Raw genomic sequence first — 26,897 nt, 5'->3', positions numbered from 1 at the left:
TTCTATAAAGGGTTGCTCTTTTCAAGCTGTTTGAGGTGGTAAATTGCTTCTAAAGCTTGTTTAGGAGAGAGTTCATCGGGATGGATATTTTTTAAAGCTTCGTGAAGTACACAATGTTTGTTTCTTGCTTCATTGACGGGAGATGTTGCTTTAAGAGAAAAGAGTGGTAAATCATCAATGAGTTTATGTCCTTTTCCAGCCATTTCACCTTGTTCTAATTGATGGAGTACATCTGTTGCTCGTGTAATAACGGCTGGGGGAAGTCCAGCAAGCTTTGCGACTTGTACACCATAGGAACGGTCAGCAGCTCCTGGTGTGACCTCATGAAGAAAAACTACATCACCATCCCAATTTTTGACTTTCATGGTTACATTATGCAGTCTGTCAAGTTTTTCGGTAAGTGCGGTCATTTCATGAAAATGGGTAGCGAGAATAGCACGACAATGGTTAACTTCATGGAGATATTCAACGGCAGCCCAAGCAATAGAAAGTCCATCAAAGGTTGATGTCCCACGCCCTATTTCATCAAGAATAACAAGGGAATGGTGGCTAGCATGATTGAGAATCGTTGCTGTTTCAACCATTTCCATCATAAAGGTTGAGCGTCCCCGTGCAAGGTCATCGGAAGCCCCGACACGACTAAACAGGCGATCAACGACACCAATATGTGCTGAACTTGCTGGAACGAAGGACCCCATTTGCGCCATAATAGCAATAAGAGCATTTTGCCGCAAAAAAGTTGATTTTCCTCCCATATTAGGCCCTGTCAACAGCCATATTGCTGCATATTGCTGATTTTCTTGTACAGAGAGATCACAATCATTGGCAATAAAAGGTTCTGCTGCTTGTTTGCGAAGTGCTTGCTCGACGACAGGATGGCGTCCTGCTGTGATACGAAAGGTAAGTGAAAGATCAATTTTAGGGCGGCAATATCCTTGTTCTTCAGCAAGATATGCTAAAGCGACAGAGACATCTAAAATAGCAAGTGCTTCAGAGGCTTTACGAATAAAATCAACTTGTTCGGTAATTTCATGAACGAGAATATCAAAAATCTCTAGTTCAAGTGTTAATGCGTGATTGGCGGCATGGGCAATACGGCTTTCAAGGTCAGCAAGCTCTGTTGTCGTAAAACGCATAGCATTTGCCATTGTTTGCCGATGAATAAAACGTGCTTTAGCTTGTGGATTATTTGTAAGAGCAGATGCTTGTGTACTGGTTACTTCAATGAAATAACCTAGAATATTATTATGCTTTATTTTAAGCGTCTTAATATCTGTTTCTTGAGCATATTGCGCTTGAAGTTCAGCAATAACACGGCGCGATTCATCACGTAAAGCACGCATTTCATCGAGCTCTTTATGATAATTTGAACGAATAAAACCACCATCACGTTTAAGGAGCGGGAGATCATCAGCTAATGCTTGTTCTAAATGAAAATATAACGCTGTGGGTAAGTTTGAGAACATCTGTTGTACATCACTTATTTCTTGAGGCAGAAGCTCATTATCAAGAAGTTGATGCAATTCACGAATGATTTCAAAGCCGCGCTGGATTGTCGCCATATCACGGGGACCTCCTCGTCCAAGAGCCAAACGTGAAACGGCGCGGGGCATATCTGGTCCCCCTTTTAAAATAAGCTTTATCGCTTCTGCAAGAGAAGGATTACGTAGAAAAAAATCGATAGAATCCAAACGCGTATCAATAGCTGAAGGAGTGGTGAGGGGAGCAATAAGGCGGTCAATAAGAAGGCGTGATCCTCCTCCTGTTACAGTGCGATCAATAGCTTTTAATAAACTTCCATCCCGTTGACCTGATGTCGTACGAATAAGTTCAAGGCTTAATCTGGTTGCGGCATCAATAAAAAGAGTTGCACTTTCATTTTGGCGCTCAGGCTGCATGAGGGGAGGACGATGCGTTATTTGTGTTTTTTCGATATAACGAATAGCAGCTACAATTGCAGAGAGTTCGGAACGTGAATAATCAGCAACACCTTCAAGAGTTGAGAGTTTAAAATAATTGCAAATATCGCGTTCAGCGGTTAGTGCATCAAAGAGACAAGCAGGTTGAGGTGAAATGATACGGTCAAGAACATTAAAAAGTGATTTGTGAGATTTATCATGAAAGAATGAATCAGCAACAATGATTTCTTGTGGATCCACACGCATAATATCTGCTAAAAGTTTTTCTTGGCGGCTTTCTGTTACACGAAATATGCCTGTTGAGATATCAATCCAAGAAAGAGCAAATTCCTCTCCATCGCTAGTTTTTATACGGGAAAGTGTCATCAAATAATTTGCGCGTGTTGGATCAAGGAGTTTTTCTTCTGTTATAGTTCCAGGTGTTACAAGGCGAACAACATCACGCCGAACAACAGATTTTGAGCCACGTTTTTTTGCTTCAGCAGGATCTTCTATTTGCTCACAAACAGCAACTCGGTAACCACAAGCAATCAGTTTTTGTAAATAATCATCAGCAGCATGAACGGGAACACCGCACATAGGAATATCTTGTCCTAAATGTTTTCCGCGTGCTGTGAGTGTGATTCCTAAAGCCTGAGCAGCTTCAATCGCATCATTAAAAAATAATTCATAAAAATCCCCCATTCGGTAAAAGAGAAGAGAATCATGATGTACGGCTTTGATTTCTATGTACTGCTCCATCATAGGTGTCAGACGTTCTTGAGAGGAAGCAGATGAGGAGGCAGGCTGTGGAATTAAATTATTTTTATGGTTGTCTTTTTTATCCATTTGTATGAGGCCTGTTTCCTTTAAGTGAAGTTTTTACTCTTTTTTGTTTACTTCAATATCTATTTATCTCTAAATTGCAACGCATCATCAGATTTGCTAAGGCAAGAATAGCGATTTCTAATATATGAATCAAATTTAATGACTATACGCATTATCAAGCAAAATTTACACTGTTTTTGGAGAAAATAAAGTGAGATGAAAGAGAGCGAGCAGGATCAGAAAATGTCTCAAACTGTTTACAGTGCGAGCGAACGAGAAGCTCTAGATTTTCATAGTCGTGGTCGACCAGGAAAGCTTGAGATTGTTGCAACAAAGTCTATGGCAACACAGCATGATTTAGCACTTGCTTATTCACCAGGTGTTGCAGTTCCAGTTAAGGCAATTGCTCAAAATCCAGCGTTAGCTTATGATTATACAGCAAAAGGCAATCTTGTTGCTGTTATTTCAAATGGAACCGCTATTTTAGGGTTAGGTAACTTAGGAGCCCTTGCCTCTAAGCCGGTCATGGAAGGCAAAGCAGTGCTGTTTAAGCGTTTTGCGGATATTGATTCCATTGATTTAGAAATTGATATAAACGATACAGAAAGTTTTATCAATTTGGTGCGTCATTTAGAACCTTCTTTTGGTGGAATTAATCTTGAAGATATTAAGGCGCCAGAGTGCTTTATGATTGAAAGCCGCCTACGCGAGGTGATGAATATACCTGTTTTTCACGACGACCAACATGGTACAGCAATTATTGTTGCTGCTGGTGTTCTCAATGCTTTGACTTTAACAGGGCGCGATATGCAAAATACGCGGTTAGTCTGTAATGGTGCTGGTTCTGCAGGGATTGCTTGTATTGAACTGATTAAAGCGATGGGCTTTCGTTCCGAAAATATCATATTATGTGATACAAAGGGTGTGGTCTATGAAGGCCGCAAAGAGGGAATGAATCAATGGAAATCTGCGCATGCTATTCAAACAGATAAACGTACGCTTATGGAAGCAATGGAAGGAGCAGATATATTTTTTGGGGTTTCTGCTAAAGGCGCTCTTACTCCTGAAATGGTAAGATCCATGGCACCACAGCCGATCATTTTTGCTATGGCTAATCCTGATCCAGAAATTACGCCGGAAGAGGTTATGCAAGTGCGTCATGATGCCATTGTCGCAACAGGGCGTTCCGATTATCCAAATCAGATTAATAATGTTCTCTGCTTTCCTTATATATTTCGTGGTGCACTTGATGTGCGTGCAAGAGTTATTAATGAAGACATGAAGATTGCTGCGGCAAAGGCTCTTGCTAATTTAGCGCACGAAGAAGTGCCTGACAGCGTTGCAGAAGCTTATCGTGGAAAGCGATTAAAATTTGGTCCTAATTATATCATCCCTGTTCCTTTTGATCCGCGTTTATTAACGGTTGTTTCAATAGCGGTAGCAAAAGCAGCAATGGAAAGTGGTGTTGCGCAAAAGAACATAGATGATTTAGAGGCCTATGAGCGCGATTTGAATGCGAGACGTGATCCTACTTCCTCGATGATGCGTGGGATTTATAATCATGTTCGTCAAGCGCCAAAACAAATTGTCTTTGCAGAAGGTGAAGAAGAGCAAGTTATGCGGGCGGCCGTTTCCTATGTTCATCAAAAATTAGGACAAGCGATTTTGGTTGGTCGTGAAGAGCAAGTAAGAGAAGCGGCTGTTATCGCTGGAATTGATCTGGAGCGTGAAGGTATTTCTATTATGAATGCTAAGCTTTCTTGCCGTACAGATGCTTATGCGAATTATCTTTATAAAAAGATGCAGCGTCAAGGCTGGCTGTTGCGTGATTGTCATCGTCGTATCAATAATGATCGCAATTATTTTGCTGCGTGTATGGTGGCACTAGGAGATGCTGATGCAATGGTTACAGGGGTGACACGCAATTATGAAACAGCGCTGATCGATATACGTCGTGCGATTGATGAAAAACCAAAAGAACGATTGATTGGTATTTCAATGGCTATTTGCCGTGGACGAACTGTGTTTATTGCGGATACAGCCGTTTATGAAAATCCTAATGCTGAAGAACTTGCGGATATAGCGGAACAAACCGCTTCGTTTGTACGTGGATTTGGATATCAACCACGGGTAGCATTTCTAGCATTTTCTACGTTTGGTTATATGAAAGGGCAGATCATACAGCAAATTCAGGATGCGATTAATATTTTGCATGAACGCAAGGTTGATTTTGAGTTTGATGGAGAAATGAGCGCTGATGTGGCACTCAATTCCAAATTGATGCAGCAATATCCATTTATGGGATTAACAGAGCCCGCTAATATTTTGGTTATGCCTGGATATCACGCGTCTTCCATTGCAAGCAAAATGTTACAAGAACTTGGTGGAGCAACCATCATTGGTCCTATTTTAATTGGATTGGAAAAATCTGTCCAAATTGTACCGTTTAGTGGAAGCGATACAGATGTTGTCAATATCGCAATGCTTGCGGCTTATCATGCCGCAAAAGTCGTCTAAAGAAAAAAAGCCCCTAATATACCAATAATATATTAAGGGGCTTTATGATAGCAAAAGAATAAATTTTTTAAGAGGGTTGTATTTGATTGTCGTTTTGTTCTTCAGCGAGACGCTTTTGGAAGAGGGCTGCAAAATCAATAGGATCAATCCATAAAGGTGGAAAACCACCATTTTGAGTAGCATTAGATATAATTTGGCGAGCAAATGGGAATAAAAGACGGGGACATTCAATAAAGACCAATGGCATAACATGTTCTTGTGGAATGTTTTTAAGGTGGAAAACACCACCGTAAATCAGTTCTACATGAAATAAGGTTTCAGTTTCATCATTGGCTTTGACGGAGAGAGACAAAACGACATCATAATTGTCATCACCAATTGGGTTAGCATTGACGTTAATATTGATATCAATTTGTGGTGATTTTTCACGTGTACGCAATGAACGAGGAGCACCTGGGTTTTCGAATGATAAATCTTTTAAATATTGAGTTAATACAGCAAAAACCGGCTCTCCACCAATGTTATTCATTTCATCTTCGGCCATACGACGAACCTCTCTCATTATAATATGTATATTTATTTTAGATCTAAAGACCAAACTGGTTATCACGCCTTGCAAAAGGTTGCAAGAAATGCGCTCTTTATCTTGAATATTTTTTTAGTTTGTTACAGGTTTTTTAGGCATTTCAATGGTTATCATCATTTTTGCGCCATGGAGATTCTGTCGTATCATAAATTGTGTAATCTTCTGCGTTAAGATCAATTACTTTTTCAGCGTCATTTTTTCTTTTAGTATTGAGATTCATTTTGTTTTGTAATGATGTAAAAAAATGCCAAACAACAGAGCGAATTGGTTTAATAAGAAGTAATATTCCCAAGAGATCACTTACAAAGCCAGGAAGAATAAGTAAAATTGCACTAAACATGATGAAAACATCATTAATAATATTATTCTCTAATGTGCGTCCTTGGATAAGTTCAGTTTGTATGTTTTTTAAAAGGCTAAACCCTTGAACTCGCAATAAAACAACCCCAACTATGGCTGTGAGAATAACCAAACTCAAAGTTGCTAAAATACCAATTTCTTGACCAACAAAGATAAAACCAGCGATCTCGATTAAAAGACTGCAAAGAAAGATAACAACAAAAAAACGAGGATTTATAGAATAAAATTTTATCACATGCAAATTTCCTTCTGGATGAGTAAGGGGAGAAATTCTTAAGAGCACTCCATTTAATATAAAATCTATAAAAATATTTGAATGGTAGGATTCCTTATTTTACATATTTATTGATAAATGGTATTGACTGCAATGTTTATTAGAGATTTAAGCTTTGGAGATTGACAGCGCCCATGGAATTTGACGTTATACTTGTCATAGCTCTTGTTGTTATGGTTGTTATTTTTGTGCAGCTCCGTAATGTATTAGGGAAACGAATTGGGTTTGAAAAGCCCCCCTTTGATCCTTATTCACGTCGTTCTAAAAAACAGGTTGAAGCAGAAACGACTGATAATATTGTTTCGTTCCCTCATCAGAAAAATTCACAAAAAGACGACTTTAGTGAAATTGATAAAATTGCACCGGAGGGGAGTATTTTGAATAAAAATTTGCGGGAATTGCATAAAATTGATCCTCAATTTTCTCCTCAATTTTTTATAAAAGGTGCACAAATTGCTTATGAAATGATTGTAACAGCTTTTGCCAAAGGTGATCGCAATCAACTTAGAAGCTTGCTTTGTCAGGATGTTTTTGAGAGCTTTTGTACGGCTATTGAGCAACGAGAAAAAAATAAAGAGAGAATAGAGTTCACTTTTGTTGGAATTAATAAGATCGAATTTGTTGCGGCGGCAATACAAGAAAAGGATGAACTTCTAACGATACGTATTGTCAGTGAGATGATTTCTGTTACTTATAATGAACAGGGCGAGCGTATAGACGGTGATCCTGATGCTATTGTAGAAATCAGAGATATTTGGACTTTTGTTCGCAATAGTTTATCATCAGATCCAAACTGGAAGCTTTTTGCTACAGAAAATGAAAATTAAAATACTTTTTGTTTTTCTTCCATAAGCATTCAATGATTTATGAGAAATTAAAATGTCCTCAAGTAAATGGAGACAAAAAAGAGATTTATTGGCTTCACAAGATCGCCTTTTATGGGAGATGGTTTGTCGTACGATAACACCGCTTCACGGTAAGATGCTCTCTTCTACTTCAGAAACGATTGCAAATATTAATGATAAAAAACAGCTTGTAACTCAAATCTCCTCATTGTCTCAGGAAAATCAACAACCCTCGACAATTATTAAAAGCGAAAAGAGGGCAGTTACACAAGCACAAAAGATTCATTTCTTTGATCATGTTGCACATCGTAAAATTTCCCAAGGTCGTTATCCTCTTGAGGCGCGCCTTGATCTCCACGGTTATATGCAGGAAGAAGCTTATTTTTTCTTAAAAAAATTTCTACAATCCTCTCAGCAGAGAGGATTACGTTATGTCCTTGTGATTACAGGAAAAGGACGATCCGTTGGGAGCGATGGAACTTTGTATAGATTTGTTCCGTATTGGTTATCAACACCAGCTTTTCGATATTATGTCCACGCGTTTGAGCAAGCAGGGCGTCAACATGGCGGAGAAGGTGCACTTTATGTTTGGTTGCGCCGTTTTGTGTCGGGAAAAGGAAAGTGATGTTATTGTGGTCGTTCTAGGTTTAATATTTATTTATACGTAATAATTTATTGTTTTCGTATATTTCGTAAGAGTCTTGAATACAATATCCCCTTATTTATAATTTTTTATAAATAATTATAAATATATCATTTTACATTCTACGTATTGCTTCACGCTTTTGTTTATCGCGTTCTTTAATGGAGCACATCCCTCACGCAAAACAGAATGACATTGGATTGCATATATTCACAGGCTTGTTTTAAAGAAACATTTCTCAACGCTCCCAAGCCTATTTTGCGACAGCATCCGTGAAGGGTATAACGATAAATCCATTAAGCACTCCTATCTTTATACTTAATAAAAGAGCAAGATGGCATCATCACACACTTTGCTAGCTTCCAATGTTGCGACACCCCTTGAAGCCCTTGTTCCTTGAAAGCATTTATAAAAGGCATGCTTTTCTTTAAGTGTTTTTATTCTTCGCAGCTCTCATCTTGCTCGTGACGCTTAAACGAAAGATTTTGATTGATTCAATATAAGAGGCTTAAAATGAAAGAGATATTGATGGGTCTCATTTAGGTTGCAACGCGATAAATTATTTTTATAAACCACAGCATTACTCTATTAAATACACGAAGAATAAAAACATGAGAAATTATCTTATTCAAAAGATATTGCTATGGATAGTGTTAAAAGTAGTGCAACTAAATTAAAGAGAATCTTGAAAATAAACAGGAATATAACTTTACAATACATAATTGTGCAATAGCACCAAAAGATACAATTTCGTTGAATAGTTTCATGAAGAAATTTTTTCACTCATTAAAAGCTTTATTAAATTTCTTTCTCATAATAATTCGATAATTAAAATTTAATAACGAAGCGCAGAAGGCTTAGAATATGAGATTCAATCGAGGATATTACACTCTTATCCGACGTCTTTCAGATATTGGTTGAAATGCTAGCTTAGCATGAAAGGCACAATAGGGGCTATTTTCATCAGAATCTGCACCACAAAAATGAAAATCTGCTGATAATGGATCGCCAACCGGCCATCTACATGTATTTTCACTCAATTGTAAAAGATTAAGTTGACGTGATATAGGCACAACTACATTGGATTTTGTGGACATATCAACTTCTTTTACATCTTCTGCTACAAATTCTGTCTTTAAAACTGGTTCTTCAATACCTACAGATGATGTGTTTATTGGCGATACCGTGGATGTGTTGCGACGCACACGTGGAGATGATGGGCTGCTTCCCACGGGGGTTTTTTGCGTACGCGCACTTCCTTGTGGTGTTTTACCGCGTCCTGGCAACTTTAATCGGTGTACTTTGCCGATGACTGCGTTTCTGCTGACCCCACCTAATTGAGCAGCAATTTGACTTGCACTTAACCCTTCACTCCAAAGCTTTTTAAGAAGCTCAACGCGTTCACATGTCCAACCCATACCAGCACTCCATTCCGATTACGTCACTAAGATGCTCTCCCCCTTTGCATCTTCAAATGTTTTAATAATGTTTTCACTACGCTGAATGAAAGAATTTTACACTCTAAGCGAGCATAAGAAAATCATCCAACCTTTGGACTTACAAACCAAAACACATCATCTTGCTTATTATATAATAAATTACAATATGCACTCACTCTATGACAAGAGTCTTTACCTCTTGAAGAGTTTATTTAGAATGTTTTCCCCAACTTGCAAATCAATCATAGGTTAAACTTTTACTTTTGTTTAAGGATTTTTCCAAAAATGCTTATTTGTAGAACCTTCATTGACTTTTTTTCAATTGGTGTAATGATCTATTCCATAGGTGTAATCATTAATCGTAATGAAATGTTGAAAGCACCGTAACGAAATGTACCATGTTATTTTATTTGTAGTGTTGCTTTGTATATATATTGAAAAGGTTAAAATATAAAGGAAATTATGATGGATGCCGTCTCTATACAACCACTTTATGAATGCTTCGCACGACGAGATTTGCATTTTGAACAGGGGCATGGTGTATGGCTTATTTCCGATAAGGGAGAACATTATCTTGATTTCACATCTGGCATTGCTGTTAATGCATTAGGGTATTCACATCCAAAATTAGTTGATGCGCTCAAAATGCAAGCTGAAAAACTTTGGCATGTTTCTAATATTTTTCAATCCCCTGAACAATCAGCTCTTGCTACGCGGCTTTGTGCAAATAGTTTTGCGGATAAGGTTTTTTTCTGCAATTCAGGCACTGAAGCATTGGAGTGCGCATTCAAAACGGCACGTCATTATTACTATGCTGCGGGTCATTCAGAACGCATTGAAATAATTACTTTTGAAGGGGCATTTCATGGACGTACACTTGCAGCACTTGCTGCGACTGGGCATGAAAAATATCTTGAAGGCTTTGGACCTAAAGCTGGTGGATTTATTCAAGTACCTTTTTGTGATGAAATCGCTTTGCGTAACGCTATTAATAAAAATACCGCCGCTATTCTTATTGAACCTATTCAAGGAGAAGGAGGAATACGAACGGTCCCTCATGAATATTTAAGATTTTTGCGCAAAATATGCGATGATAATGGTCTGTTATTGATTTTGGATGAAGTCCAAACGGGTATAGGACGAACAGGAAAGCTTTTTGCTTATGAATGGAGTGATGTCTTTCCTGATATACTTACCCTCGCAAAAGGATTAGGAGGAGGATTTCCATTAGGTGCTTGCCTTGCAACTGATAAAGTTGCAAAAAGCATGACACTTGGGACCCATGGTTCAACCTTTGGAGGAAATCTTCTTGGAATGGCTGTAGGAAATAGTGTTCTTGATATTTTGTTAGAGCCAAATTTTCTCAACCATGTTCAGCGCATGGGGGATAAACTAAAAAGTGGACTTTTGCACATTCTCAATATCTATCCTGATATTATCTGCGCAGTTCAGGGGATGGGCCTAATGGTAGGTATTCAGTGTGTTGTGTCTTCTAATCTTGTCGTTAATGCTTTAGAAAATGAATATCTCTTAAGTGTTGCTGCCAACAACAATGTTGTGCGCTTATTGCCTCCTCTTATCATTAGGGAAGAAGAAATAGATGAAAGTTTGCATCGTATTGAAAAAGCAATAGCGTATCTTTCGCAAGTAAACAAAGAAAGACAAATATTACACACATGACAAATGCTCTTCGTCATTTCACGGACTTATCCATTTTAACGCCATCAATAGCACGCGCACTGATCGATTATGCAAAAATCCTTAAAGCATCTTTTAAAGCAGGGAAAGGTTCAAAACCTTTTATAGGTAAAACACTTGCGATGATTTTTGAAAAACCATCCACACGAACCCGTATTTCATTTGATATCAGTATGCGCCAGCTTGGGGGAGATACAATCATGCTCACGGGGTCAGAGATGCAGCTTGGTCATAGTGAAACTATAGCTGACACGGCTCGTGTTTTATCCCGTTTTGTGGATATCGTGATATTACGAACAACAAAACATCAACGTATGCTCGAATTGGCACAATATGCACAAATTCCTGTCATTAATGCCCTTACAGATGATACACATCCTTGCCAAATTTTAGCAGATATATTAACCTATGAAGAGCATCGGGGGCCAATTGCTGGCAAAATATTCGCGTGGATGGGGGATGGTAGTAATGTGCTCCATTCCTTAATTGAGGCCGCAGCTCTTTTTGATTTTCATTTGCGTATTGCTACTCCAAAGGGCAGTGAACCACAAGAAAAATTTATACATTGGGCACGTGAACGAGGAGCGCACCTTACACTAACCCATAGTCCCCAAAAAGCAGCTCAAGATGCTGATTGTATTATGACCGATACATGGGTCTCCATGGGACAAGAATTTCGTGCTCGCAGTCATTCTATTTTTCAGCCTTATCAAGTCAATGAAGCTCTCATGAAATTAGCAAAATCTGATGCTCTTTTTATGCATTGTCTTCCTGCTCATCGTGGTGAAGAAGTGGTTGATTCTGTTATTGATGGACCGCACTCCGTTGTTTTCGATGAGGCTGAAAATCGTCTTCATGCTCAAAAAGCAATTCTTTCTTGGTGTTTACAAGATGCGTTTTTCTCTCCACAATAGCCCCTCTACAACAAATTATATAAAAAAGGCAAAGCTATGAGTAAACAAGCTAAAGATGAAGCCTCTCTCAACAACAACTTCTTGCATGAAGATGATACTGTTATTCCCTTTCAAGTCGAAGAACTTGATATCCGTGGACGTGCCGTACAACTTGGGGAATCTTTAAATTCTATTCTTAACAGACATCAATACCCTGAACCGGTTTCTTATCTTCTAGCAGAAGCTTTACTTTTAACTGTTCTGCTTGGAACTTCTCTAAAGCTTACAGGAAAATTTATTTTACAAACTCATTCCGATGGACCGGTTAATATGTTGGTATGCGATTTTTCGCCTCCTTCCAGTTTACGTGGATACGCTCGTTTTGATAAAGAACAGCTTAAACAAGCCATAGACAATAATCAAATCTCTTCAGAAACACTTTTAGGAAAAGGCACTTTAGCCTTCACAATTGATCAAGGTCCCCATATGCAACCCTATCAAGGGATAGTTGCATTAGATGGATCAAATTTACAAGAAACTTCTCGTATTTATTTTGATCAATCAGAACAAATTCCTACCGATATCCGTTTGGCTGTTGCTATATTAATTAATCGTGACCAACAAGGAAAAACGCAGAAAAGCTGGCGAGCTGGAGGTATTTTGATTCAACTTTTACCCCAAGAATCGTCTCATCATAAAATAGATACCTCTCATCAAAAGCGAGAAAAAACGAAAACCCATAGCCAATTGGATAACCAATGGCAGGAAGCTAAAATACTCATGGCAACGATTGAAAGTTCAGAATTAACAGATCCCCAAGTTGGTAGTAAACAGCTCTTGTTCCGTCTTTTTCATGAACAAGGTGTTAGAGTTTTTAATCCTTTTTCTCTTATCGATCAATGTTCTTGTTCACACGAAAAAATTAAAGGAATCCTAGAAGGATTTTCGATTGATGAACGCAATAAAATGGTTAAAAATAAATATATTTCAGTCACATGTGAATTTTGCTCAAAAACGTATTGTTTTACACCGCAAGAATTTTTAGAAGAAAAAACATAATCAAATATTTTTCATAAAAAAATGATGATTGCAACAAAAGCCTATTTTATTTGCGTCATAAAAGTTTACCTATAAGCTCATATGAAGTTCTAGAATATTTCTTGTCTTAGAGTTTTTTAATGTATACGAGTGATCTTTCTGTTGAAATCAGTAATCACGTCACAGAGTGCTTAAAAAAGAGTTCTCTGTAAAATATATTTTCTCCTCTCGAAAAAGCTTCTTGTTTATTTTTTTCATCTCAAAAGCTTATTTCTTACAATGAATTCTTTTATAATATTCATTGATAGATTGATCATGTACTCATAACTTATCTTCTCTGTTAAATGTTTTTTTGATTGTAGTCATATTTTCTTACTCGAATTTATCTTATTAAGAGTCAAAAAAGCTTATTAGTTATAATCATAAGATAAATTATCGAAAGAATAAGAATGTATAGACTCAATATGGACTTTATGGAGTCTATTACGAACAGATAGTATAATGGGAATAAATATACCAATAACGCTGCGAAGGAATGGATTTGTTATTTTATAAAGATGAAAATAGTGGTGAAGTCCCCTCATAACAATGTGCATTTCAGATAAAAAAGCGGAGACAGAACACTATATGATTTTGAAAATAATAGTTGGTTTCTTTCACTAATCTAACGATGTTTCTATAACAATATTGTTTTGTCCAAATAATCAAAATAAAGCTCCCAAACAGATATTTAATCGCTAAAAAAATGAAAACTACTTAAATTTTTGTCATACTTGGGAGGTTTGCTCTACAGATATTTCTTTGCACATGTTTTTGAATCAACAATGGTAATGCTCTTGTCAAATTTTCCTAAGAAGAATGAGGATCCGTATAAATAAAATAGCATACATAGCATGATAAAACGTTATGTTTTTACAAACCTGCATTATTATATTTTTCAACTTAAAATATTTCCAATTATTTTCACGTTTAGACAATTCATAAAAGGTATTTTTAGTCTTTATCTTAAATGTTTTTTTGATTCAACATATAGAAATTTTAAAAATCTCATAGTATAGGGCATTTTCATTTAATAGATAAAATGGTAAATTATTATTTATAAATCAATATGTTAATATTTTATTTTTCTTCTGTCATGAGCGCTTGTTCAATTTTTGGTAGAATTTTTTTTTGATAAATTTGCCATGTTAAGGGACCAACATATTTAGCAATAATTGTGCTCTCTTTATTCAAGAGAAAGGTTTCTGGGGGGCCATATATTCCCCAATCAATGGCTGTATATCCTGAAACATCAAAGCCAATAAATTTAAAAGGATTACCAAAACTGTTTAAAAAGCGCAGGGCGTTTGTTTTGTTATCTTTATAATTAATACCAATCAGATCAAAACGTTTATCTTGTGCAATTTTCATAAGAATAGGATGCTCTTCGCGACAGGGCAAACACCAAGAGCCCCAAAAATTGACCAATGTGACACGTCCTTTAAACTGTTTTGAATTGAGATAACTTTCTTTATCAAGAAGAGGAAGATGAATATTAGGAGCAGATTTTTCAGCTAATGCGTTTGGGAGAAGGGAAGAATCTTGAAGGTATTTTTTATCCATAAAGTTGAAAAAAAACACCATGAGAAGAAGAAAAAGCACAAATGGTCCAAAAAAAACAAGCAGAACAGGCAAAGATATATTTTTTTTAAGTTTTGGAGGGATGTTTTTCATTATACTTTTCTTTTTGTGGCAGCTCTTTTTTGTTTAGCTGTTGGAGAATTTTTTTTTGGTATAGGGCTTTACAAAGAATATATCCAATAAGACATAAGAGGGATATTGCAGAAAGCACATAGCTTAAAACAACAATTTGCTCGTGTTTAAGGGTGCTAAGGAAAAAATCAATTTTCTGAGATAGATTTCCTAAAAGTCCGCCCTGGATGCCATTTAGGTCGAGCATGATGAAGAGTCCTGTTGTTGTGCACGGCGGGATTTTTTAATCTGAAGTATTCGGATATAATGACTATTGATTTCATTTCGCATAGCCATCAAATAGAGCGCAATAAACATAAAGATGAAACAAAATAGCATTGTTATAAGAGGCCATAACATAGCATTGTCGATTGTTGATCCTCCAGCACGTAACAATGATGCTGGCTGATGCAATGTATTCCACCAATTAACGGAAAATTTAATAACAGGGATATTAACAAATCCAACAAGTGTAAGAATTGCAGTAGCGCGAGCACCTTTTACTTGGTTTTCAAAAGCACGTCCGAGCAGGATAATGGAAAGATAGATAAAAAGCAGAATTAAAACTGATGTTAAACGTGCATCCCAGACCCACCATGTTCCCCATGTAGGTCGCCCCCAAAGTGCTCCTGTCATGAGAGCCAAGGCGGTAAAAATTGCCCCAATAGGCGCCCCACATTTAAGGGCCACATCAGCAAGATGATATTTCCAAATCAGATTTCCTAATGCTGCTGCACTCATCGTTACATAACAGAATGTAGACAACCACGCAAAGGGTACATGAAGGTACATAATCTTAACAGTAATGCCTTGTTGATAGTCATCAGGGGAATGCATCACCAGAATAAGCCCTAAAATAAGGAAACACAATGTTATACCGGCCAACCAAGGTAAGACGACACTGCTTATTTTCATAAAAAGGATAAAACTTTCAGGGAGTGACCTGATTTTATATGGACGAGATAGTTCATTCATGAAATTCATAATAGGCAGAGTTTTTCAATGCGGCAATCATCTTTTATTATTCTGATAAAAGTTTAAGCGTTATCGCAGCAACAAAAGAGCCAAAGAGACTCAAAAGAAGTGAAAAAGCGCTGAGAAGAGCCAAGGACGTGAGAAAAGAAATATTTGGATTTATTGGGGCTGTAGCAGTCGAAACACCAAAAATCATAATTGGAATGATCCACGGCAAGATAATGATAAAAATAAGCAGAGTACTGTGCAACAATGAGGTTGCGAGTGCAGCACCTATGGCGCCAATAAAAATAATGGCTGGTGTTCCGCATAAAAGGGTAAGTATTGTTGTAAAAGTTATTGCTACATCTAAATGGAGCATGAGGGCTAAAATAGGTGTAGCAAAAATAAGAGGAAGCATTGTTCCTACCCAATGGGCAAGACATTTGGTAAAGACAATTAGTGTAAAACTTTGTCTTTTTCCTGAAAGGATAAATTGGTCGAGATTACCATCATCGCGATCGATTTGGAAAAGTTTGTTCAGATTGAGGAGTCCTGCAAGAAGGGCTCCAAACCACAATATACCAGGCCCTATTTGTGCAAGAATTTTGGGATCTGGTCCAATGGCAAAGGGGGTTATGACAACAAAAGCGATAAAAAACAATAGTCCTGTTAGTGAAGAGGCTTGTGGCGTTAATAATAGTTTAAGGTCACGCCAGAACAGTGCTTTCATTTTATTTTCTCCTAGAGAGGTAAAAATTTTTCCAGAGCGATTTTATGGTTTTCTGGAATACCTAGGGAATTATGAGTTGCAGCGATAATCATACCACCTTGATTGAGATGACGCTGGAAAATACGAGCAAGGAGTTTTTGAGCATGGTTATCAAGCCCAGATATTGGTTCATCTAAAATCCAAAGAGGACGATAGGAGAGCAAAAGGCGAGCAATAGCTACGCGTCTTTGTTGTCCAGTTGATAGAGCTTTAAAGGGTAAATGTTCAAGGTTAGAAAGACCAATATCGGCAAGAACCTCATGCACAAAGCGTAAATGTTGACCGTAAAAATCTGCCCAAAATTGCAAATTGTCAATGACAGATAAGAGAGGTTTCATAGCATTTTGAGGACCAAGATAATGACACGCAGTTGCAACAGGGTATATTTGATCATGGTCTTTAAGTATTATATGACCTTCAGCAGCTTCAAGAAGACCGACAATGATTCGGAGTAATGTAGACTTTCCGATACCATTAGGACCGGTGATTGTCATCAGTTGCTGTGAAAATAAACAAAAAGAAAGACCTTTAAACAGAATTTCCTCGTTTCTGTAAGCGGCTAAATCTTTACCTGATAACACCATGTGATTACCTATTTTGTTTTTATTTTCATATTCTTTATTGCATTATAGAATAAAAAACACATTTTTTGTGCAATTGTACCTAGAATAGTTCTAGAAATAGTTCTATAAGGGATACCTTACATCAATATCTGGTGTAAAATGGTTTCTGGCGCTGATTTCCGCATTTGCCTATGAGAGGTGGAGGGGGAAATGGATAGCGGAGGTGATAGCGTCTGCGCTCAAGCTGCGACCTTGAATCGTAGTTTGTGTTGTTCATTCCTGGAAATTGGGTGGTTATAGTATGAGGGTGGACAGTCATGACTCAAATTGATAGCTTTAATTGTCGCAGAGTATTAAATGTTGGTGGCAAAGAATATACTTATTATAGCTTGATCGAAGCGGAGAAGAATGGGCTTGAAGGTGTTTCTCGTTTACCGTTTTCGATGAAAGTTATTCTCGAAAATTTATTGCGATTTGAAGATGGTCGCACAGTTAAAAAAGAGGATGTCCTCAATGTTGCTAAGTGGTTAAACGACAAAGGGAGCGCTGGGGCAGAAATTGCTTACCGTCCTGCACGTGTTCTTATGCAGGATTTTACAGGTGTTCCAGCAGTTGTTGATCTTTCTGCAATGCGTGATGCTATGGTTAAACTTGGCGGTAACGCTGAAAAAATCAATCCTCTCATTCCCGTTGATCTCATCATTGATCACTCAGTTATTGTTGATGCTTTTGGCAATTCCATGGCTTTTAAGGAAAACGTTGAGCATGAATATGAACGCAATGGTGAACGCTATCGTTTCCTTAAATGGGGGCAGCAAGCCTTTCAAAATTTTCGCGTTGTTCCTCCAGGAACAGGGATTTGTCATCAGGTTAACCTAGAATATTTAGCACAATGTGTATGGATGAAGAATGAAGAGGGTTGTGAGACGATTTATCCTGACACCTGTGTGGGAACTGATTCGCATACGACTATGGTGAATGGTTTAGGGGTTTTAGGTTGGGGTGTTGGTGGTATTGAAGCAGAAGCAGCAATGTTAGGTCAACCTGTTTCTATGTTGTTACCTGAAGTGATTGGTTTTCGTCTAACAGGTAAACTTAAAGAAGGTGTAACAGCCACCGATCTCGTATTGACGGTGACTCAAATGCTACGCCGGAAGGGTGTTGTCGGTAAATTTGTTGAGTTTTTTGGTCCTGGTTTGGAGCAGATGACGCTTGCTGATCGGGCAACGATTGGAAATATGGCACCTGAATATGGAGCGACGTGTGGTTTTTTCCCAATTGATAAGGAGACAGTGCGTTATCTCAATATGACAGGACGTGATGAAAATCGGATTGCCTTAGTAGAAGCTTACACCAAAGCACAAGGGATGTGGCATGACGAAATGGTGGCTCATCCCATTTTTAGTGATACAATTGAATTGGATATGGGAACTGTTGTTCCTTCTATGGCTGGTCCTAAACGTCCTGAAGGACGTATTGCATTGGAAAACGTTGGGCAGGGTTTTGAGAAGGCATTGGTCGAAGACTATAAGAAGACTTCTGAACAAGATAAGCGTTATCAGGTCGAGGGTGAAGAATATACGCTTGGTCACGGTGATGTGGTGATCGCTGCGATTACGTCGTGTACGAATACATCGAATCCAAGTGTTCTTATTGCAGCGGGTCTTTTGGCACGAAATGCTGTGGCAAAAGGTCTCAAGAGCAAGCCATGGGTAAAAACTTCTCTTGCACCTGGTTCACAAGTCGTTGAAGCTTACCTTCAAAATTCGGGTCTGCAAAAAGATTTAGATGCATTAGGATTTAACTTAGTAGGATTTGGGTGCACAACATGTATTGGGAATTCTGGTCCTTTGCATCCAGCTATTTCCAAAACGATTAATGACAATGGTATAGTTGCATCTGCAGTTCTTTCAGGAAATCGTAATTTTGAAGGGCGTGTTTCCCCTGATGTGCAAGCGAATTATTTAGCTTCACCACCGTTAGTTGTTGCACATGCGCTCATCGGGACGGTGTGTAAAGATTTAACCAAGGAACCTCTTGGTGAAGATTCAAATGGCCAACCCATTTATTTGAGAGATATTTGGCCAACTTCTCAAGAAATACAGGAATTCATCGAAAAAAATGTCACGCGTAAGGTTTTTGCTGAAAAGTATGCAGATGTTTTTAAGGGAGATGAAAATTGGCAAAAAGTTCAGATTCCTACGGGTTCTACCTATTCTTGGGATGAGCAATCCACCTATGTACGCAATCCACCTTATTTCGATGATATGCAGAAAACACCTGATATCTTACCAGATATTAAAGATGCACGGATTTTAGGTTTATTTGGTGATAAAATCACGACGGATCATATTTCTCCTGCTGGTTCTATTAAAGCAGCTTCTCCTGCCGGAAAATATTTAATGGATCATGGTGTTAAAGTGGCTGATTTTAATCAGTATGGAACGCGTCGTGGGAATCACGAAGTTATGGTGCGTGGGACCTTTGCCAATATTCGCATTCGTAATTTCATGTTGGGAGAAAATGGTCGAGAAGGAGGTTATACGGTTCATTATCCGTCAGCGGTAGAACAAGCCATTTACGATGCGGCAATGGCGTATAAACAAGAAGGTACTCCACTCGTTGTTTTTGCTGGTATTGAATATGGCAATGGATCATCGCGCGATTGGGCAGCCAAAGGCACCAATCTTCTTGGTATAAAAGCAGTGATTGTACAGTCTTTTGAAAGGATTCATCGCTCTAATCTTGTTGGTATGGGCATTGTTCCCTTTGTCTTTGAGGAGGGTGTAAGTTGGACATCTTTAGGCTTAAAGGGAGATGAAAAGGTGACAATTGAAGGAATTCATAACTTGAAACCTCGTCAAAAGACAGTAGCGAAAATTACTTTTTCTGATGGTACGATAAAAACCGCTCCGTTATTATGCCGTATTGATACTGAAGATGAGCTAGATTATTTGCATCATGGGGGGATTTTGCAATATGTCTTGCGTAAGTTAGCCGTTTAAATTCTTTTATTTGTTAAGGAATGTCTATTATTAAGCTATAAAGCTGCGGATCAAAGAGTTTGGCTTCGTTTTTTTATGACTATCTTTGAAAATCTAATTGACGTTAGCTTTGGGATTGCGCTATAAGCCACACAGTTATAGGCAGCTTTATAGTTTTGCTTGGGTTGAATTTATTTATATTGGTAGAGTTGTTCTTTAGACTCATTTTACCAAGGTGTTGAAAGAGAGATTATATTTATGGCGAATACACCTTCTGCTCGAAAAGCGGTGCGCAAGGTTGCGGCGCGCACACAGGTTAATAGGGCCCGCCGTTCGCGCGTTCGTACCTTTATACGTAAGTTTGATGATGCTTTAGCGGGTGGTGATAAGGCATCTGCAGAGATTGCATTTAAGAATTTTGAGCCTGAAATTATGCGTGCGGTTTCTAAAGGAGTTTTTCATAAAAATGCTGCTGCGAGGAAAGTATCGCGTTTAGCTAAACGTTTGAAGGCTCTCAGCGTTTAAGCTTTTTCTCCTTTATTGAGAATCAAGCCAGTATCCATGAGGATGCTGGCTTTTTGTTTATTATTTCAAAAAGTTTCTATCGAAAATAAGAATCGATAATGATTCTCCTCTTGAAAAAGGAGAGAAAGTTTATAGGAGGGGTATGGTTATCCACAAGCTTTGTGGATTTTTACAGAGTCTTTTTTGTCAAGCATTTTATTTTTTTTTTTAAATCTGAAGAGATTCTTTAATTGTTGGTAAATTTAGAGAAAAAAAATGAATTGAATCAATATTTTTTTCATTCCTCATTGATACAAGCATTTTTTTCGGGTTTTTTGATTTTATTTTGACCTCTTGCATTTTACCTCTGCTGTTTTGTATGGTTCTTATGAAGACTAAAAAGCATGAAGGGGTCACACCAGCACATTGTTCTGTATTTTGTTGAGTACAAGATGTTTTGACTTAGGCTTTTTGAAGCTTTTGTGCTGGGGAGGTTTTCTGACGATTTTTTAGTTTTCTGAATAGATATGTTTACCATTTTAGAAGGGTGGGTCATATCATGAGTGCAAGTAAATCTTATTGGTCATCTTTGTTAGTGGGGTTGTGATGAGGCTATCCTAGGGGAGGGTGAGTAATCTTATTTGGGGTAGGGCGTTTTGCCTTCGCTAGATTTATTTTAGCTGTTTGGCAGGACAGAATTTTATTTTTATCAGGATGAAAGATGGTGGATAAATTGAACTCTAAAGCTAGTTCCTTTAAAAGGGTTTCGGTGAATATCCTGTCGGCAGAGAACATAATAAAGAATAGGATGACAGAGAGTGATGAGGACGTTTGTAGAAATGCTTCTATAGGGCATTCTATTGTTTCAGAGGAGGAAAGTGCGGCGGCTTTTATACGTGTTATGGCGCAATTAAAGGTGCAGGTTGGTGTTGAGGCTTATACCAGTTGGTTTGGACGTGTGAAGCTTGCTGAATATAGCCATACTCTTGTAAAGCTTTCTGTTCCTACAGCTTTTTTACGTTCATGGATTAATAATCACTATGGTTCTCTTTTGACTCATTTATGGAAACAAGAGAATTCAGCAATTCTTCGTGTTGAAGTTATTGTTCGTGGTATGGAACGCGTTTCAAGAGACGTCGTTTGTAAAAGAAGTGTTCCTTCTGCTGTGCTAGAGGAGCAAGCGACTTCATCTTTTGTTGAAAGTTGTGCAGAGCATTCAGTTAAGAGTTCTCAAACGGGAGTTTTTGGATCTCCACTTGATTCTCGCTATACTTTTGAAAGTTTTGTTGAGGGGGCTTCTAATCGTGTTGCTTTAGCAGCTGCGCGTTCAATTGCGGAGGGGCATAAAAGTGCTTTGCGTTTTAATCCTCTTTTTATTCACGCATCTGTTGGTTTAGGAAAAACACATTTGCTTCAAGCAGTTGCTGCTTCTGCATTGAAGCGTTTAACGTCTGCGCGTGTTATTTATTTAACTGCTGAATATTTTATGTGGCGTTTTGCAACAGCTATTCGTGATAATGATGCTCTTTCTTTTAAAGAGCAGCTTCGTGATATCGACCTTTTGATTATTGATGATATGCAGTTTTTGCAGGGTAAGTCGATACAACATGAGTTTTGCCATTTGCTTAATATGTTGCTTGATAGTGCAAAACAAGTTGTTGTCGCTGCAGATCGTCCGCCAGCAGAATTAGAATCGCTTGATCTTCGCGTTCGTTCTCGTCTTCAGGGAGGGGTAGCTCTTGAAATTGAAGCACCAGATTATGAAATGCGTTTGCAAATGTTGCGCCAGCGGTTGAAGGTGGCACAACAAGATGATGGCATGGTATCAATTTCTGATGATATCTTGGAATATATTGCGAAAACGGTTTTAGGGTCGGGGCGTGATATTGAAGGTGCATTTAATCAGCTCTTGTTTCGCCAATCTTTTGAGTCTGATTTATCTTTAGAGCGGATTGATGAGTTATTAGGTCACTTGACACGTCCTGGTGAACCTAAGCGTATTCGGATTGAAGAAATTCAGCGTACGGTAGCACGTCATTATAATGTTTCTAAACAGGACTTGTTATCTAATCGTCGAACACGTACGGTTGTGAAGCCACGGCAAGTTGCAATGTATTTAGCAAAAGTATTAACTCCTCGCTCGTTGCCAGAAATTGGGCGTCGTTTTGGTGGACGTGATCATACAACAGTTTTACACGCTGTGCGTAAAATTGAAGATTTGGTTTGTGGTGATCAGACCTTGGCTAAGGAACTTGAATTGCTTAAGCGTTTGATTGGAGAACAGGCTGTATAGTGTTTATCGTTTCTTTCTTTGGAGAAACTTTAAAGAATTTAATGAAAAGATTTATTTTCTTCTTATGCAGGAGTGACTTGCCATTTTAAGAGAGGTTTAATAAAGTCTAGCAGGCGATTCTTTGAAGAGGATCTATTTTAATGCTAAGGAATTCTTATAGTTTTTAGTAAATCATACGGGGCTTTTATGCGTATTACAGTTGATCGCAGTCAATTTCTCAAGTCTCTTGGTCGGGTTCACCGTGTGGTAGAGCGCCGTAATACTGTTCCTATTTTATCGAATGTGCTGATTGATGCAGAAAATGGTCGTGTGCAGTTAAAAGCAACAGACCTTGATTTAGAGGTTACGGAATCTTTTGCAGTTAATGTTAAACAAGCTGGAGCAACAACTGTTCCAGCATATTTGCTCTATGATATCATTCGAAAACTTCCTGATAGCAATGAAGTTGTCTTATCCGTCGATGAGAATCAAGCAGGCACAATGTCTGTTGTTTCGGGTTGTGCACATTTTCAGCTTCAATGTCTTCCGAAGGCAGATTTTCCAGAGTCGCTTCCTGGGCAGTTTGGTTATCGTTTTTCTCTATCGGCATCAAGCTTAAAACATTTACTTGATTGTACGCAATTTGCTATTTCTACTGAAGAAACCCGTTATTATCTTAATGGTATTTATTTACATGTTATTAATGATGGTGTTTTGAAATTGCGTTTGGTTGCAACTGATGGTCATCGTTTGGCACAAGTTGAGATGGAAGCTCCTTCAGGAGTTGAGGGAATGCCCGGTGTTATTGTTCCCCGTAAAGCTGTAGGAGAATTGCAAAAACTTCTTTCAGAAGAAAATGATAGCGATGTATGTATAGAGCTTTCAGAGACAAAGATTCGTTTTTCTGTAGGTTCTGTGATTTTTACATCAAAATTAATTGATGGAACATTTCCGGATTATCAACGTGTTATTCCTCTTGGAAATGATAAAGAATTAATTGTTAATAGGCAGGACTTTTCTTCTGCAGTTGATCGTGTTTCAACGATTTCAAGTGATCGGGGGCGTGCAGTTAAATTAACGATTGAGCATGGACAGTTAAGGCTTGTTGTTAATAGCCCAGATTCGGGCAGTGCAGAAGATCAATTATCAGTAACTTATGCATCTGAACCGCTTGAGATAGGATTTAATTCACGTTATCTTTTGGATATTGCTGGGCAGCTTTCAAGTGACGAGATGGTTTTTATGTTGGCTGAGGCTGGAGCACCAGCTCTGATTCGTGATAATGATGATGCGGATGTGCTCTATGTACTGATGCCTATTCGCGTTTAGGGGCAATTGTTTTGCAATGTATGGCCAGTCATGTGCACAAAGTGGCAGTGAGGCAGCTGAAGCTTTTACGTTATCGCAATTATCCTTTTTTCAATATTCATTTTTCTGGTCAGCATGTGGTTTTTACCGGCCATAACGGTGCTGGTAAGACGAATCTTTTAGAGGCGTTATCTTTTCTTTCTCCTGGTCGTGGTTTGCGGCGTGCTGCTTATTCTGACGTTAGCTTTGTAGATGGTGGCGGTGGAGGATTTGTTGTATTTGCGCGTCTTGAATGCGCTCTTTATGGCGAAGTAAAGATTGGTACAGCTTTGGAGGTTAGCGATAACAGTCGAAAAGTCCATATTAATGGTGTGAATGAGTCGGGTGATTGCCTAACAGATTATTGTCATATTAGTGTCCTAACACCGTCTATGGATGGTCTTTTTACAGGTCCTTCGCTTGAGCGCCGTAGTTTTTTGGATCGTATGGTTTTGGCGATTGATCCCTTGCATAGGCGCCGCATAGCCGATTATGATAGAGCTATGCGCGCACGTAATCGTTTATTTTTAGATGGAAATGAAGATTGTGCTTGGTTTGATGCTTTAGAAAAGCAGATGGCAGAACTGGCGACAGCTATTTCTGCGGCGCGTGTTGATGTTATTCGTCTTTTAAATGATATGTTTACACAAATGCCATCACAGATACCTTTTCCACGAGCTTTTTTGCAAATTGATGGTTTTTTGGAAACAGCTCTTAGTGAAATATCAGCAATTGAAGTTGAAGAGCAATTTTGTGATCGATTACGGCATAATCGCGCAATGGACCGTGCTGCTGGTCGGACGTTAGAAGGACCACATCGCGCAGATTTGCAGGTTTTTTATGCTGATAAAAATATAGAAGCAACATCGTGTTCAACAGGTGAACAAAAAGCGCTGCTGACAGGTTTAGTTTTGTGTCATGCTCGTCTAACAGGTATGATGTCGGAAAAAGCCCCCATTCTTCTTCTTGATGAAATGGCTGCTCATCTTGATTCGCACCGACGTGCTGCTTTATTTGATATTCTTGATGATTTAGCTGTACAAACATTTATGACAGGAACAGATCGTCTTTTATTTGATGACTTAAAAGGACGCGCAGAATTCTTTGAGATTAAGGATGGGGCTTTATTGTCGTAAAAACATGCTAAATATTATTTTTAATAAGTGATAGGTCTAAAAGAAAAGGCATGCTATGTCTGAGATGATAACGATTTTAAATGGTCCTAATTTAAATTTTCTAGGTCAACGTGAGCCAGAAATTTATGGAACTGAGACTCTGGAAGATATTGAAAAAAGATGCAGAGAATGGGCAAAAAAAAATGATATCATAATAAATTTTTATCAAAGTAATTGTGAAGGGCAGTTGGTAGCATGGATACAAGAAGCAATAGAGGCAAGTTCTGGATTGATTATTAACCCAGCCGCTTACAGTCACACATCTGTTGCACTTCTTGATGCCCTAAAAATGTTTTCAGGGCCAAAAGTAGAAGTTCATTTATCTCATATTTACCAGCGTGAAGCTTTTCGTCACTACTCTTATACATCTGCAGGTGTAGACGCTATCATAACTGGGTGTGGAGGTGATGGATATTGGTTTGCACTTGAATATATTGCAAAACAATTAAGCAAAACAATTAAATTGTGATAGGTAAAGAATAAGCGTTTGATAAGAGTAATATAGGCATTGAATTCACTTGATAATTATTTTCAAATCTGTACAATACGAGGTATATATTTATGACAATTTTTGGTGCATATGACGGGGGTAAATAGAGATGAAAAGCTTTGTTCGACAATTAGAAATGCTTGTGATTTTAGGGGGAACACTGCTTTTATCTGGTTGTAAAATTGATGTTATACAGCCATCAGGTTATGTTGCACGTCAACAGCTCATTTTGATAGTTGTTTGTGTGGTGGTGATGCTTTGTGTTGTCATCCCAGTTATGGTGAGTGTGGTATTTTTAGCTATAAAATATCGTGCATCGAATATGAAAGCGGACTATTCTCCTGATTGGGCGCATTCAAATAAAATTGAAGCGTTGATGTGGGGTATTCCAATTGTAATTGTAATGGTTTTAGGTTCATTAACAGCTTATTATACTTATAAGCTGGAACCTACAAATCCTCTCCCAGTGGAAGTTGTAGGTGAAGGAAAGCCATTACAGATAGATGCCGTTTCTCTTGATTGGAAATGGCTTTTTATTTATCCTGAATATGGTGTTGCATCGATTAATGAGATTTATGCACCTGAAGGGCGTCAAGTTTTATTGCAATTGACGTCAGAGAATTCTGTCAATGCTTTTTGGGTCCCCAAACTGGGTACAGTTCTTTACGCTATGCCGCAGATGAATGCTAAGTTGCATTTGGTCGCTGAAGAGCAAGGAGTATTCAAAGGAACCTCAGCAAATTACAGTGGTGATGGTTTTTCGAGTATGCGGTTTAAGTGGCATTCTGTGTCTTTGCAGGACTTTGAGGATTGGATTGTAAAAGCTCGGGCTAATGGTCGAGTACTTGATCGTGCATCTTATCGTCAACTTTCTATTGCGCCTCGTATGGGTGATATTGCTGCGAAGAAAAAAGATGCTGAAGTTCGTTATTTTGCACCTGTGGAGAAGCGCCTTTACTATCGTGTTGTTAATCGATGTGTCGATGAAAATACGGTATGTAATGAGGATTTAATGAAACGTGCTGCTGCTCAGACGCTATGGGGTGCACTATGTTCAGTATTTGATCCTGATGTTATTTAAAGAAT

Annotated in this window: 22 protein-coding genes; 13 read left to right on the top strand and 9 right to left on the bottom strand. The window is 38.2% G+C overall.

All coding sequences use genetic code 11. The features are described from left to right. Positions 1 to 2: 2 nt before the first annotated feature. The gene (gene mutS / locus ACFIJR_RS02000) at positions 3 to 2,747 is read right to left on the bottom strand and encodes a DNA mismatch repair protein MutS (RefSeq protein ID WP_375651637.1); all 2,745 of its coding nucleotides are present in this window, start codon (positions 2,745 to 2,747) and stop codon (positions 3 to 5) included. Between the two features lie 195 nt (positions 2,748 to 2,942). Here mutS and ACFIJR_RS01995 point away from each other — a divergent pair, with 195 nt between their 5' ends. Beyond that, positions 2,943 to 5,243 carry an NADP-dependent malic enzyme gene (locus tag ACFIJR_RS01995; protein ID WP_375626236.1) on the top strand — a complete coding sequence of 767 codons (2,301 nt, stop codon included), beginning with the start codon at positions 2,943 to 2,945 and terminating at the stop codon, positions 5,241 to 5,243. Positions 5,244 to 5,310: 67 nt separating this feature from the next. Here the strand turns inward: ACFIJR_RS01995 and secB are convergent, their stop codons facing one another. Continuing rightward, entirely contained in the window at positions 5,311 to 5,787 is a 477-nt protein-coding gene (gene secB / locus ACFIJR_RS01990) for a protein-export chaperone SecB (protein ID WP_375653520.1), read from the bottom strand. A gap of 142 nt (positions 5,788 to 5,929) precedes the next feature. Then, positions 5,930 to 6,424, bottom strand: a complete 495-nt coding sequence (locus ACFIJR_RS01985) for an FxsA family protein (protein WP_375626238.1) — start codon at positions 6,422 to 6,424, stop codon at positions 5,930 to 5,932. Between the two features lie 173 nt (positions 6,425 to 6,597). Here ACFIJR_RS01985 and ACFIJR_RS01980 point away from each other — a divergent pair, with 173 nt between their 5' ends. Then, positions 6,598 to 7,290, top strand: a complete 693-nt coding sequence (locus tag ACFIJR_RS01980; RefSeq protein WP_375625438.1) for a Tim44/TimA family putative adaptor protein — start codon at positions 6,598 to 6,600, stop codon at positions 7,288 to 7,290. A gap of 52 nt (positions 7,291 to 7,342) precedes the next feature. Then, the gene (locus ACFIJR_RS01975) at positions 7,343 to 7,933 is read left to right on the top strand and encodes a Smr/MutS family protein (RefSeq protein WP_375626241.1); all 591 of its coding nucleotides are present in this window, start codon (positions 7,343 to 7,345) and stop codon (positions 7,931 to 7,933) included. Between the two features lie 902 nt (positions 7,934 to 8,835). Here ACFIJR_RS01975 and ACFIJR_RS01970 read toward each other — a convergent pair. Continuing rightward, on the bottom strand, positions 8,836 to 9,369 hold the full coding sequence (locus ACFIJR_RS01970; protein ID WP_375626243.1) for a GcrA family cell cycle regulator: 534 nt from the start codon (positions 9,367 to 9,369) through the stop codon (positions 8,836 to 8,838). Positions 9,370 to 9,855: 486 nt separating this feature from the next. Between ACFIJR_RS01970 and ACFIJR_RS01965 the strand changes: the two genes are divergently transcribed. The 3 genes from ACFIJR_RS01965 to ACFIJR_RS01955 are packed head-to-tail and all read left to right on the top strand — an operon-like array spanning position 9,856 to position 13,040. Beyond that, positions 9,856 to 11,070, top strand: coding sequence for an aspartate aminotransferase family protein (locus tag ACFIJR_RS01965; protein ID WP_375653518.1), 1,215 nt, complete (start codon positions 9,856 to 9,858; stop codon positions 11,068 to 11,070). Continuing rightward, positions 11,067 to 12,002 (top strand): ornithine carbamoyltransferase, encoded by a 936-nt coding sequence (gene argF, locus ACFIJR_RS01960; protein WP_375653369.1) that lies wholly within the window; start codon positions 11,067 to 11,069, stop codon positions 12,000 to 12,002. Before ACFIJR_RS01965 ends, argF begins: the two co-directional genes overlap by 4 nt. A 36-nt stretch (positions 12,003 to 12,038) precedes the next feature. Next, positions 12,039 to 13,040, top strand: a complete 1,002-nt coding sequence (locus ACFIJR_RS01955; protein ID WP_375653367.1) for an Hsp33 family molecular chaperone — start codon at positions 12,039 to 12,041, stop codon at positions 13,038 to 13,040. Positions 13,041 to 14,138: 1,098 nt separating this feature from the next. On the opposite strand, the gene ACFIJR_RS01950 is transcribed toward ACFIJR_RS01955, so the two are convergent. From ACFIJR_RS01950 to ccmA, 5 genes are read right to left on the bottom strand one after another with little or no spacing between them, the layout of a single operon-like run. Next, positions 14,139 to 14,732, bottom strand: a complete 594-nt coding sequence (locus tag ACFIJR_RS01950) for a DsbE family thiol:disulfide interchange protein (protein ID WP_375653365.1) — start codon at positions 14,730 to 14,732, stop codon at positions 14,139 to 14,141. Next, positions 14,707 to 14,958, bottom strand: coding sequence for a hypothetical protein (locus ACFIJR_RS01945; RefSeq protein WP_375625432.1), 252 nt, complete (start codon positions 14,956 to 14,958; stop codon positions 14,707 to 14,709). The genes ACFIJR_RS01950 and ACFIJR_RS01945 overlap by 26 nt, the downstream gene beginning before the upstream one ends. Continuing rightward, complete coding sequence (locus ACFIJR_RS01940) at positions 14,946 to 15,725, bottom strand: heme ABC transporter permease (RefSeq protein ID WP_375626251.1); 780 nt, start codon at positions 15,723 to 15,725, stop codon at positions 14,946 to 14,948. Before ACFIJR_RS01940 ends, ACFIJR_RS01945 begins: the two co-directional genes overlap by 13 nt. A gap of 46 nt (positions 15,726 to 15,771) precedes the next feature. Beyond that, entirely contained in the window at positions 15,772 to 16,437 is a 666-nt protein-coding gene (gene ccmB / locus ACFIJR_RS01935) for a heme exporter protein CcmB (protein WP_375653363.1), read from the bottom strand. An 11-nt stretch (positions 16,438 to 16,448) separates the two neighbouring features. Then, positions 16,449 to 17,060, bottom strand: a complete 612-nt coding sequence (gene ccmA / locus ACFIJR_RS01930; RefSeq protein WP_375625429.1) for a heme ABC exporter ATP-binding protein CcmA — start codon at positions 17,058 to 17,060, stop codon at positions 16,449 to 16,451. Positions 17,061 to 17,356: 296 nt separating this feature from the next. Between ccmA and acnA the strand changes: the two genes are divergently transcribed. The 7 genes from acnA (at position 17,357) to cyoA (ending at position 26,892) form a co-directional block, all read left to right on the top strand. After that, complete coding sequence (gene acnA, locus ACFIJR_RS01925) at positions 17,357 to 20,044, top strand: aconitate hydratase AcnA (protein WP_375626254.1); 2,688 nt, start codon at positions 17,357 to 17,359, stop codon at positions 20,042 to 20,044. Between the two features lie 237 nt (positions 20,045 to 20,281). Then, complete coding sequence (rpsT, locus tag ACFIJR_RS01920) at positions 20,282 to 20,548, top strand: 30S ribosomal protein S20 (protein ID WP_012754537.1); 267 nt, start codon at positions 20,282 to 20,284, stop codon at positions 20,546 to 20,548. Positions 20,549 to 21,248: 700 nt separating this feature from the next. Continuing rightward, positions 21,249 to 22,820, top strand: a complete 1,572-nt coding sequence (dnaA, locus tag ACFIJR_RS01915) for a chromosomal replication initiator protein DnaA (protein WP_375653359.1) — start codon at positions 21,249 to 21,251, stop codon at positions 22,818 to 22,820. Positions 22,821 to 23,006: 186 nt separating this feature from the next. Further along, complete coding sequence (gene dnaN / locus ACFIJR_RS01910; RefSeq protein ID WP_375651634.1) at positions 23,007 to 24,128, top strand: DNA polymerase III subunit beta; 1,122 nt, start codon at positions 23,007 to 23,009, stop codon at positions 24,126 to 24,128. A gap of 20 nt (positions 24,129 to 24,148) precedes the next feature. Next, complete coding sequence (gene recF / locus ACFIJR_RS01905) at positions 24,149 to 25,282, top strand: DNA replication/repair protein RecF (protein WP_375625424.1); 1,134 nt, start codon at positions 24,149 to 24,151, stop codon at positions 25,280 to 25,282. Positions 25,283 to 25,337: 55 nt separating this feature from the next. Continuing rightward, positions 25,338 to 25,790, top strand: a complete 453-nt coding sequence (aroQ, locus tag ACFIJR_RS01900; protein ID WP_375625423.1) for a type II 3-dehydroquinate dehydratase — start codon at positions 25,338 to 25,340, stop codon at positions 25,788 to 25,790. Positions 25,791 to 25,920: 130 nt separating this feature from the next. Beyond that, positions 25,921 to 26,892 (top strand): ubiquinol oxidase subunit II, encoded by a 972-nt coding sequence (gene cyoA, locus ACFIJR_RS01895; protein WP_375653356.1) that lies wholly within the window; start codon positions 25,921 to 25,923, stop codon positions 26,890 to 26,892. Positions 26,893 to 26,897 lie beyond the last annotated feature (5 nt).

The sequence above is a fragment of the Bartonella sp. OD88NMGDW genome, assembly GCF_042193775.1.
Classification (GTDB): Bacteria; Pseudomonadota; Alphaproteobacteria; order Rhizobiales; family Rhizobiaceae; genus Bartonella; species Bartonella grahamii.
This window is presented reverse-complemented; position numbering and strand designations above follow the sequence as displayed.

Bases quoted from the DNA above. Each gene is read 5' to 3' on its own strand.
- mutS (WP_375651637.1), bottom strand. From the start codon at position 2,747: ATGGATAAAAAAGACAACCATAAAAATAATTTAATTCCACAGCCTGCC.
- ACFIJR_RS01995 (WP_375626236.1), top strand. From the start codon at position 2,943: ATGAAAGAGAGCGAGCAGGATCAGAAAATGTCTCAAACTGTTTACAGT.
- secB (WP_375653520.1), bottom strand. From the start codon at position 5,787: ATGGCCGAAGATGAAATGAATAACATTGGTGGAGAGCCGGTTTTTGCT.
- ACFIJR_RS01980 (WP_375625438.1), top strand. From the start codon at position 6,598: ATGGAATTTGACGTTATACTTGTCATAGCTCTTGTTGTTATGGTTGTT.
- ACFIJR_RS01975 (WP_375626241.1), top strand. From the start codon at position 7,343: ATGTCCTCAAGTAAATGGAGACAAAAAAGAGATTTATTGGCTTCACAA.
- ACFIJR_RS01970 (WP_375626243.1), bottom strand. From the start codon at position 9,369: ATGGGTTGGACATGTGAACGCGTTGAGCTTCTTAAAAAGCTTTGGAGT.
- ACFIJR_RS01965 (WP_375653518.1), top strand. From the start codon at position 9,856: ATGGATGCCGTCTCTATACAACCACTTTATGAATGCTTCGCACGACGA.
- argF (WP_375653369.1), top strand. From the start codon at position 11,067: ATGACAAATGCTCTTCGTCATTTCACGGACTTATCCATTTTAACGCCA.
- ACFIJR_RS01955 (WP_375653367.1), top strand. From the start codon at position 12,039: ATGAGTAAACAAGCTAAAGATGAAGCCTCTCTCAACAACAACTTCTTG.
- ACFIJR_RS01950 (WP_375653365.1), bottom strand. From the start codon at position 14,732: ATGAAAAACATCCCTCCAAAACTTAAAAAAAATATATCTTTGCCTGTT.
- ACFIJR_RS01945 (WP_375625432.1), bottom strand. From the start codon at position 14,958: ATGCTCGACCTAAATGGCATCCAGGGCGGACTTTTAGGAAATCTATCT.
- ACFIJR_RS01940 (WP_375626251.1), bottom strand. From the start codon at position 15,725: ATGAATGAACTATCTCGTCCATATAAAATCAGGTCACTCCCTGAAAGT.
- ccmB (WP_375653363.1), bottom strand. From the start codon at position 16,437: ATGAAAGCACTGTTCTGGCGTGACCTTAAACTATTATTAACGCCACAA.
- ccmA (WP_375625429.1), bottom strand. From the start codon at position 17,060: ATGGTGTTATCAGGTAAAGATTTAGCCGCTTACAGAAACGAGGAAATT.
- acnA (WP_375626254.1), top strand. From the start codon at position 17,357: ATGACTCAAATTGATAGCTTTAATTGTCGCAGAGTATTAAATGTTGGT.
- rpsT (WP_012754537.1), top strand. From the start codon at position 20,282: ATGGCGAATACACCTTCTGCTCGAAAAGCGGTGCGCAAGGTTGCGGCG.
- dnaA (WP_375653359.1), top strand. From the start codon at position 21,249: ATGGTGGATAAATTGAACTCTAAAGCTAGTTCCTTTAAAAGGGTTTCG.
- dnaN (WP_375651634.1), top strand. From the start codon at position 23,007: ATGCGTATTACAGTTGATCGCAGTCAATTTCTCAAGTCTCTTGGTCGG.
- recF (WP_375625424.1), top strand. From the start codon at position 24,149: ATGGCCAGTCATGTGCACAAAGTGGCAGTGAGGCAGCTGAAGCTTTTA.
- aroQ (WP_375625423.1), top strand. From the start codon at position 25,338: ATGTCTGAGATGATAACGATTTTAAATGGTCCTAATTTAAATTTTCTA.
- cyoA (WP_375653356.1), top strand. From the start codon at position 25,921: ATGAAAAGCTTTGTTCGACAATTAGAAATGCTTGTGATTTTAGGGGGA.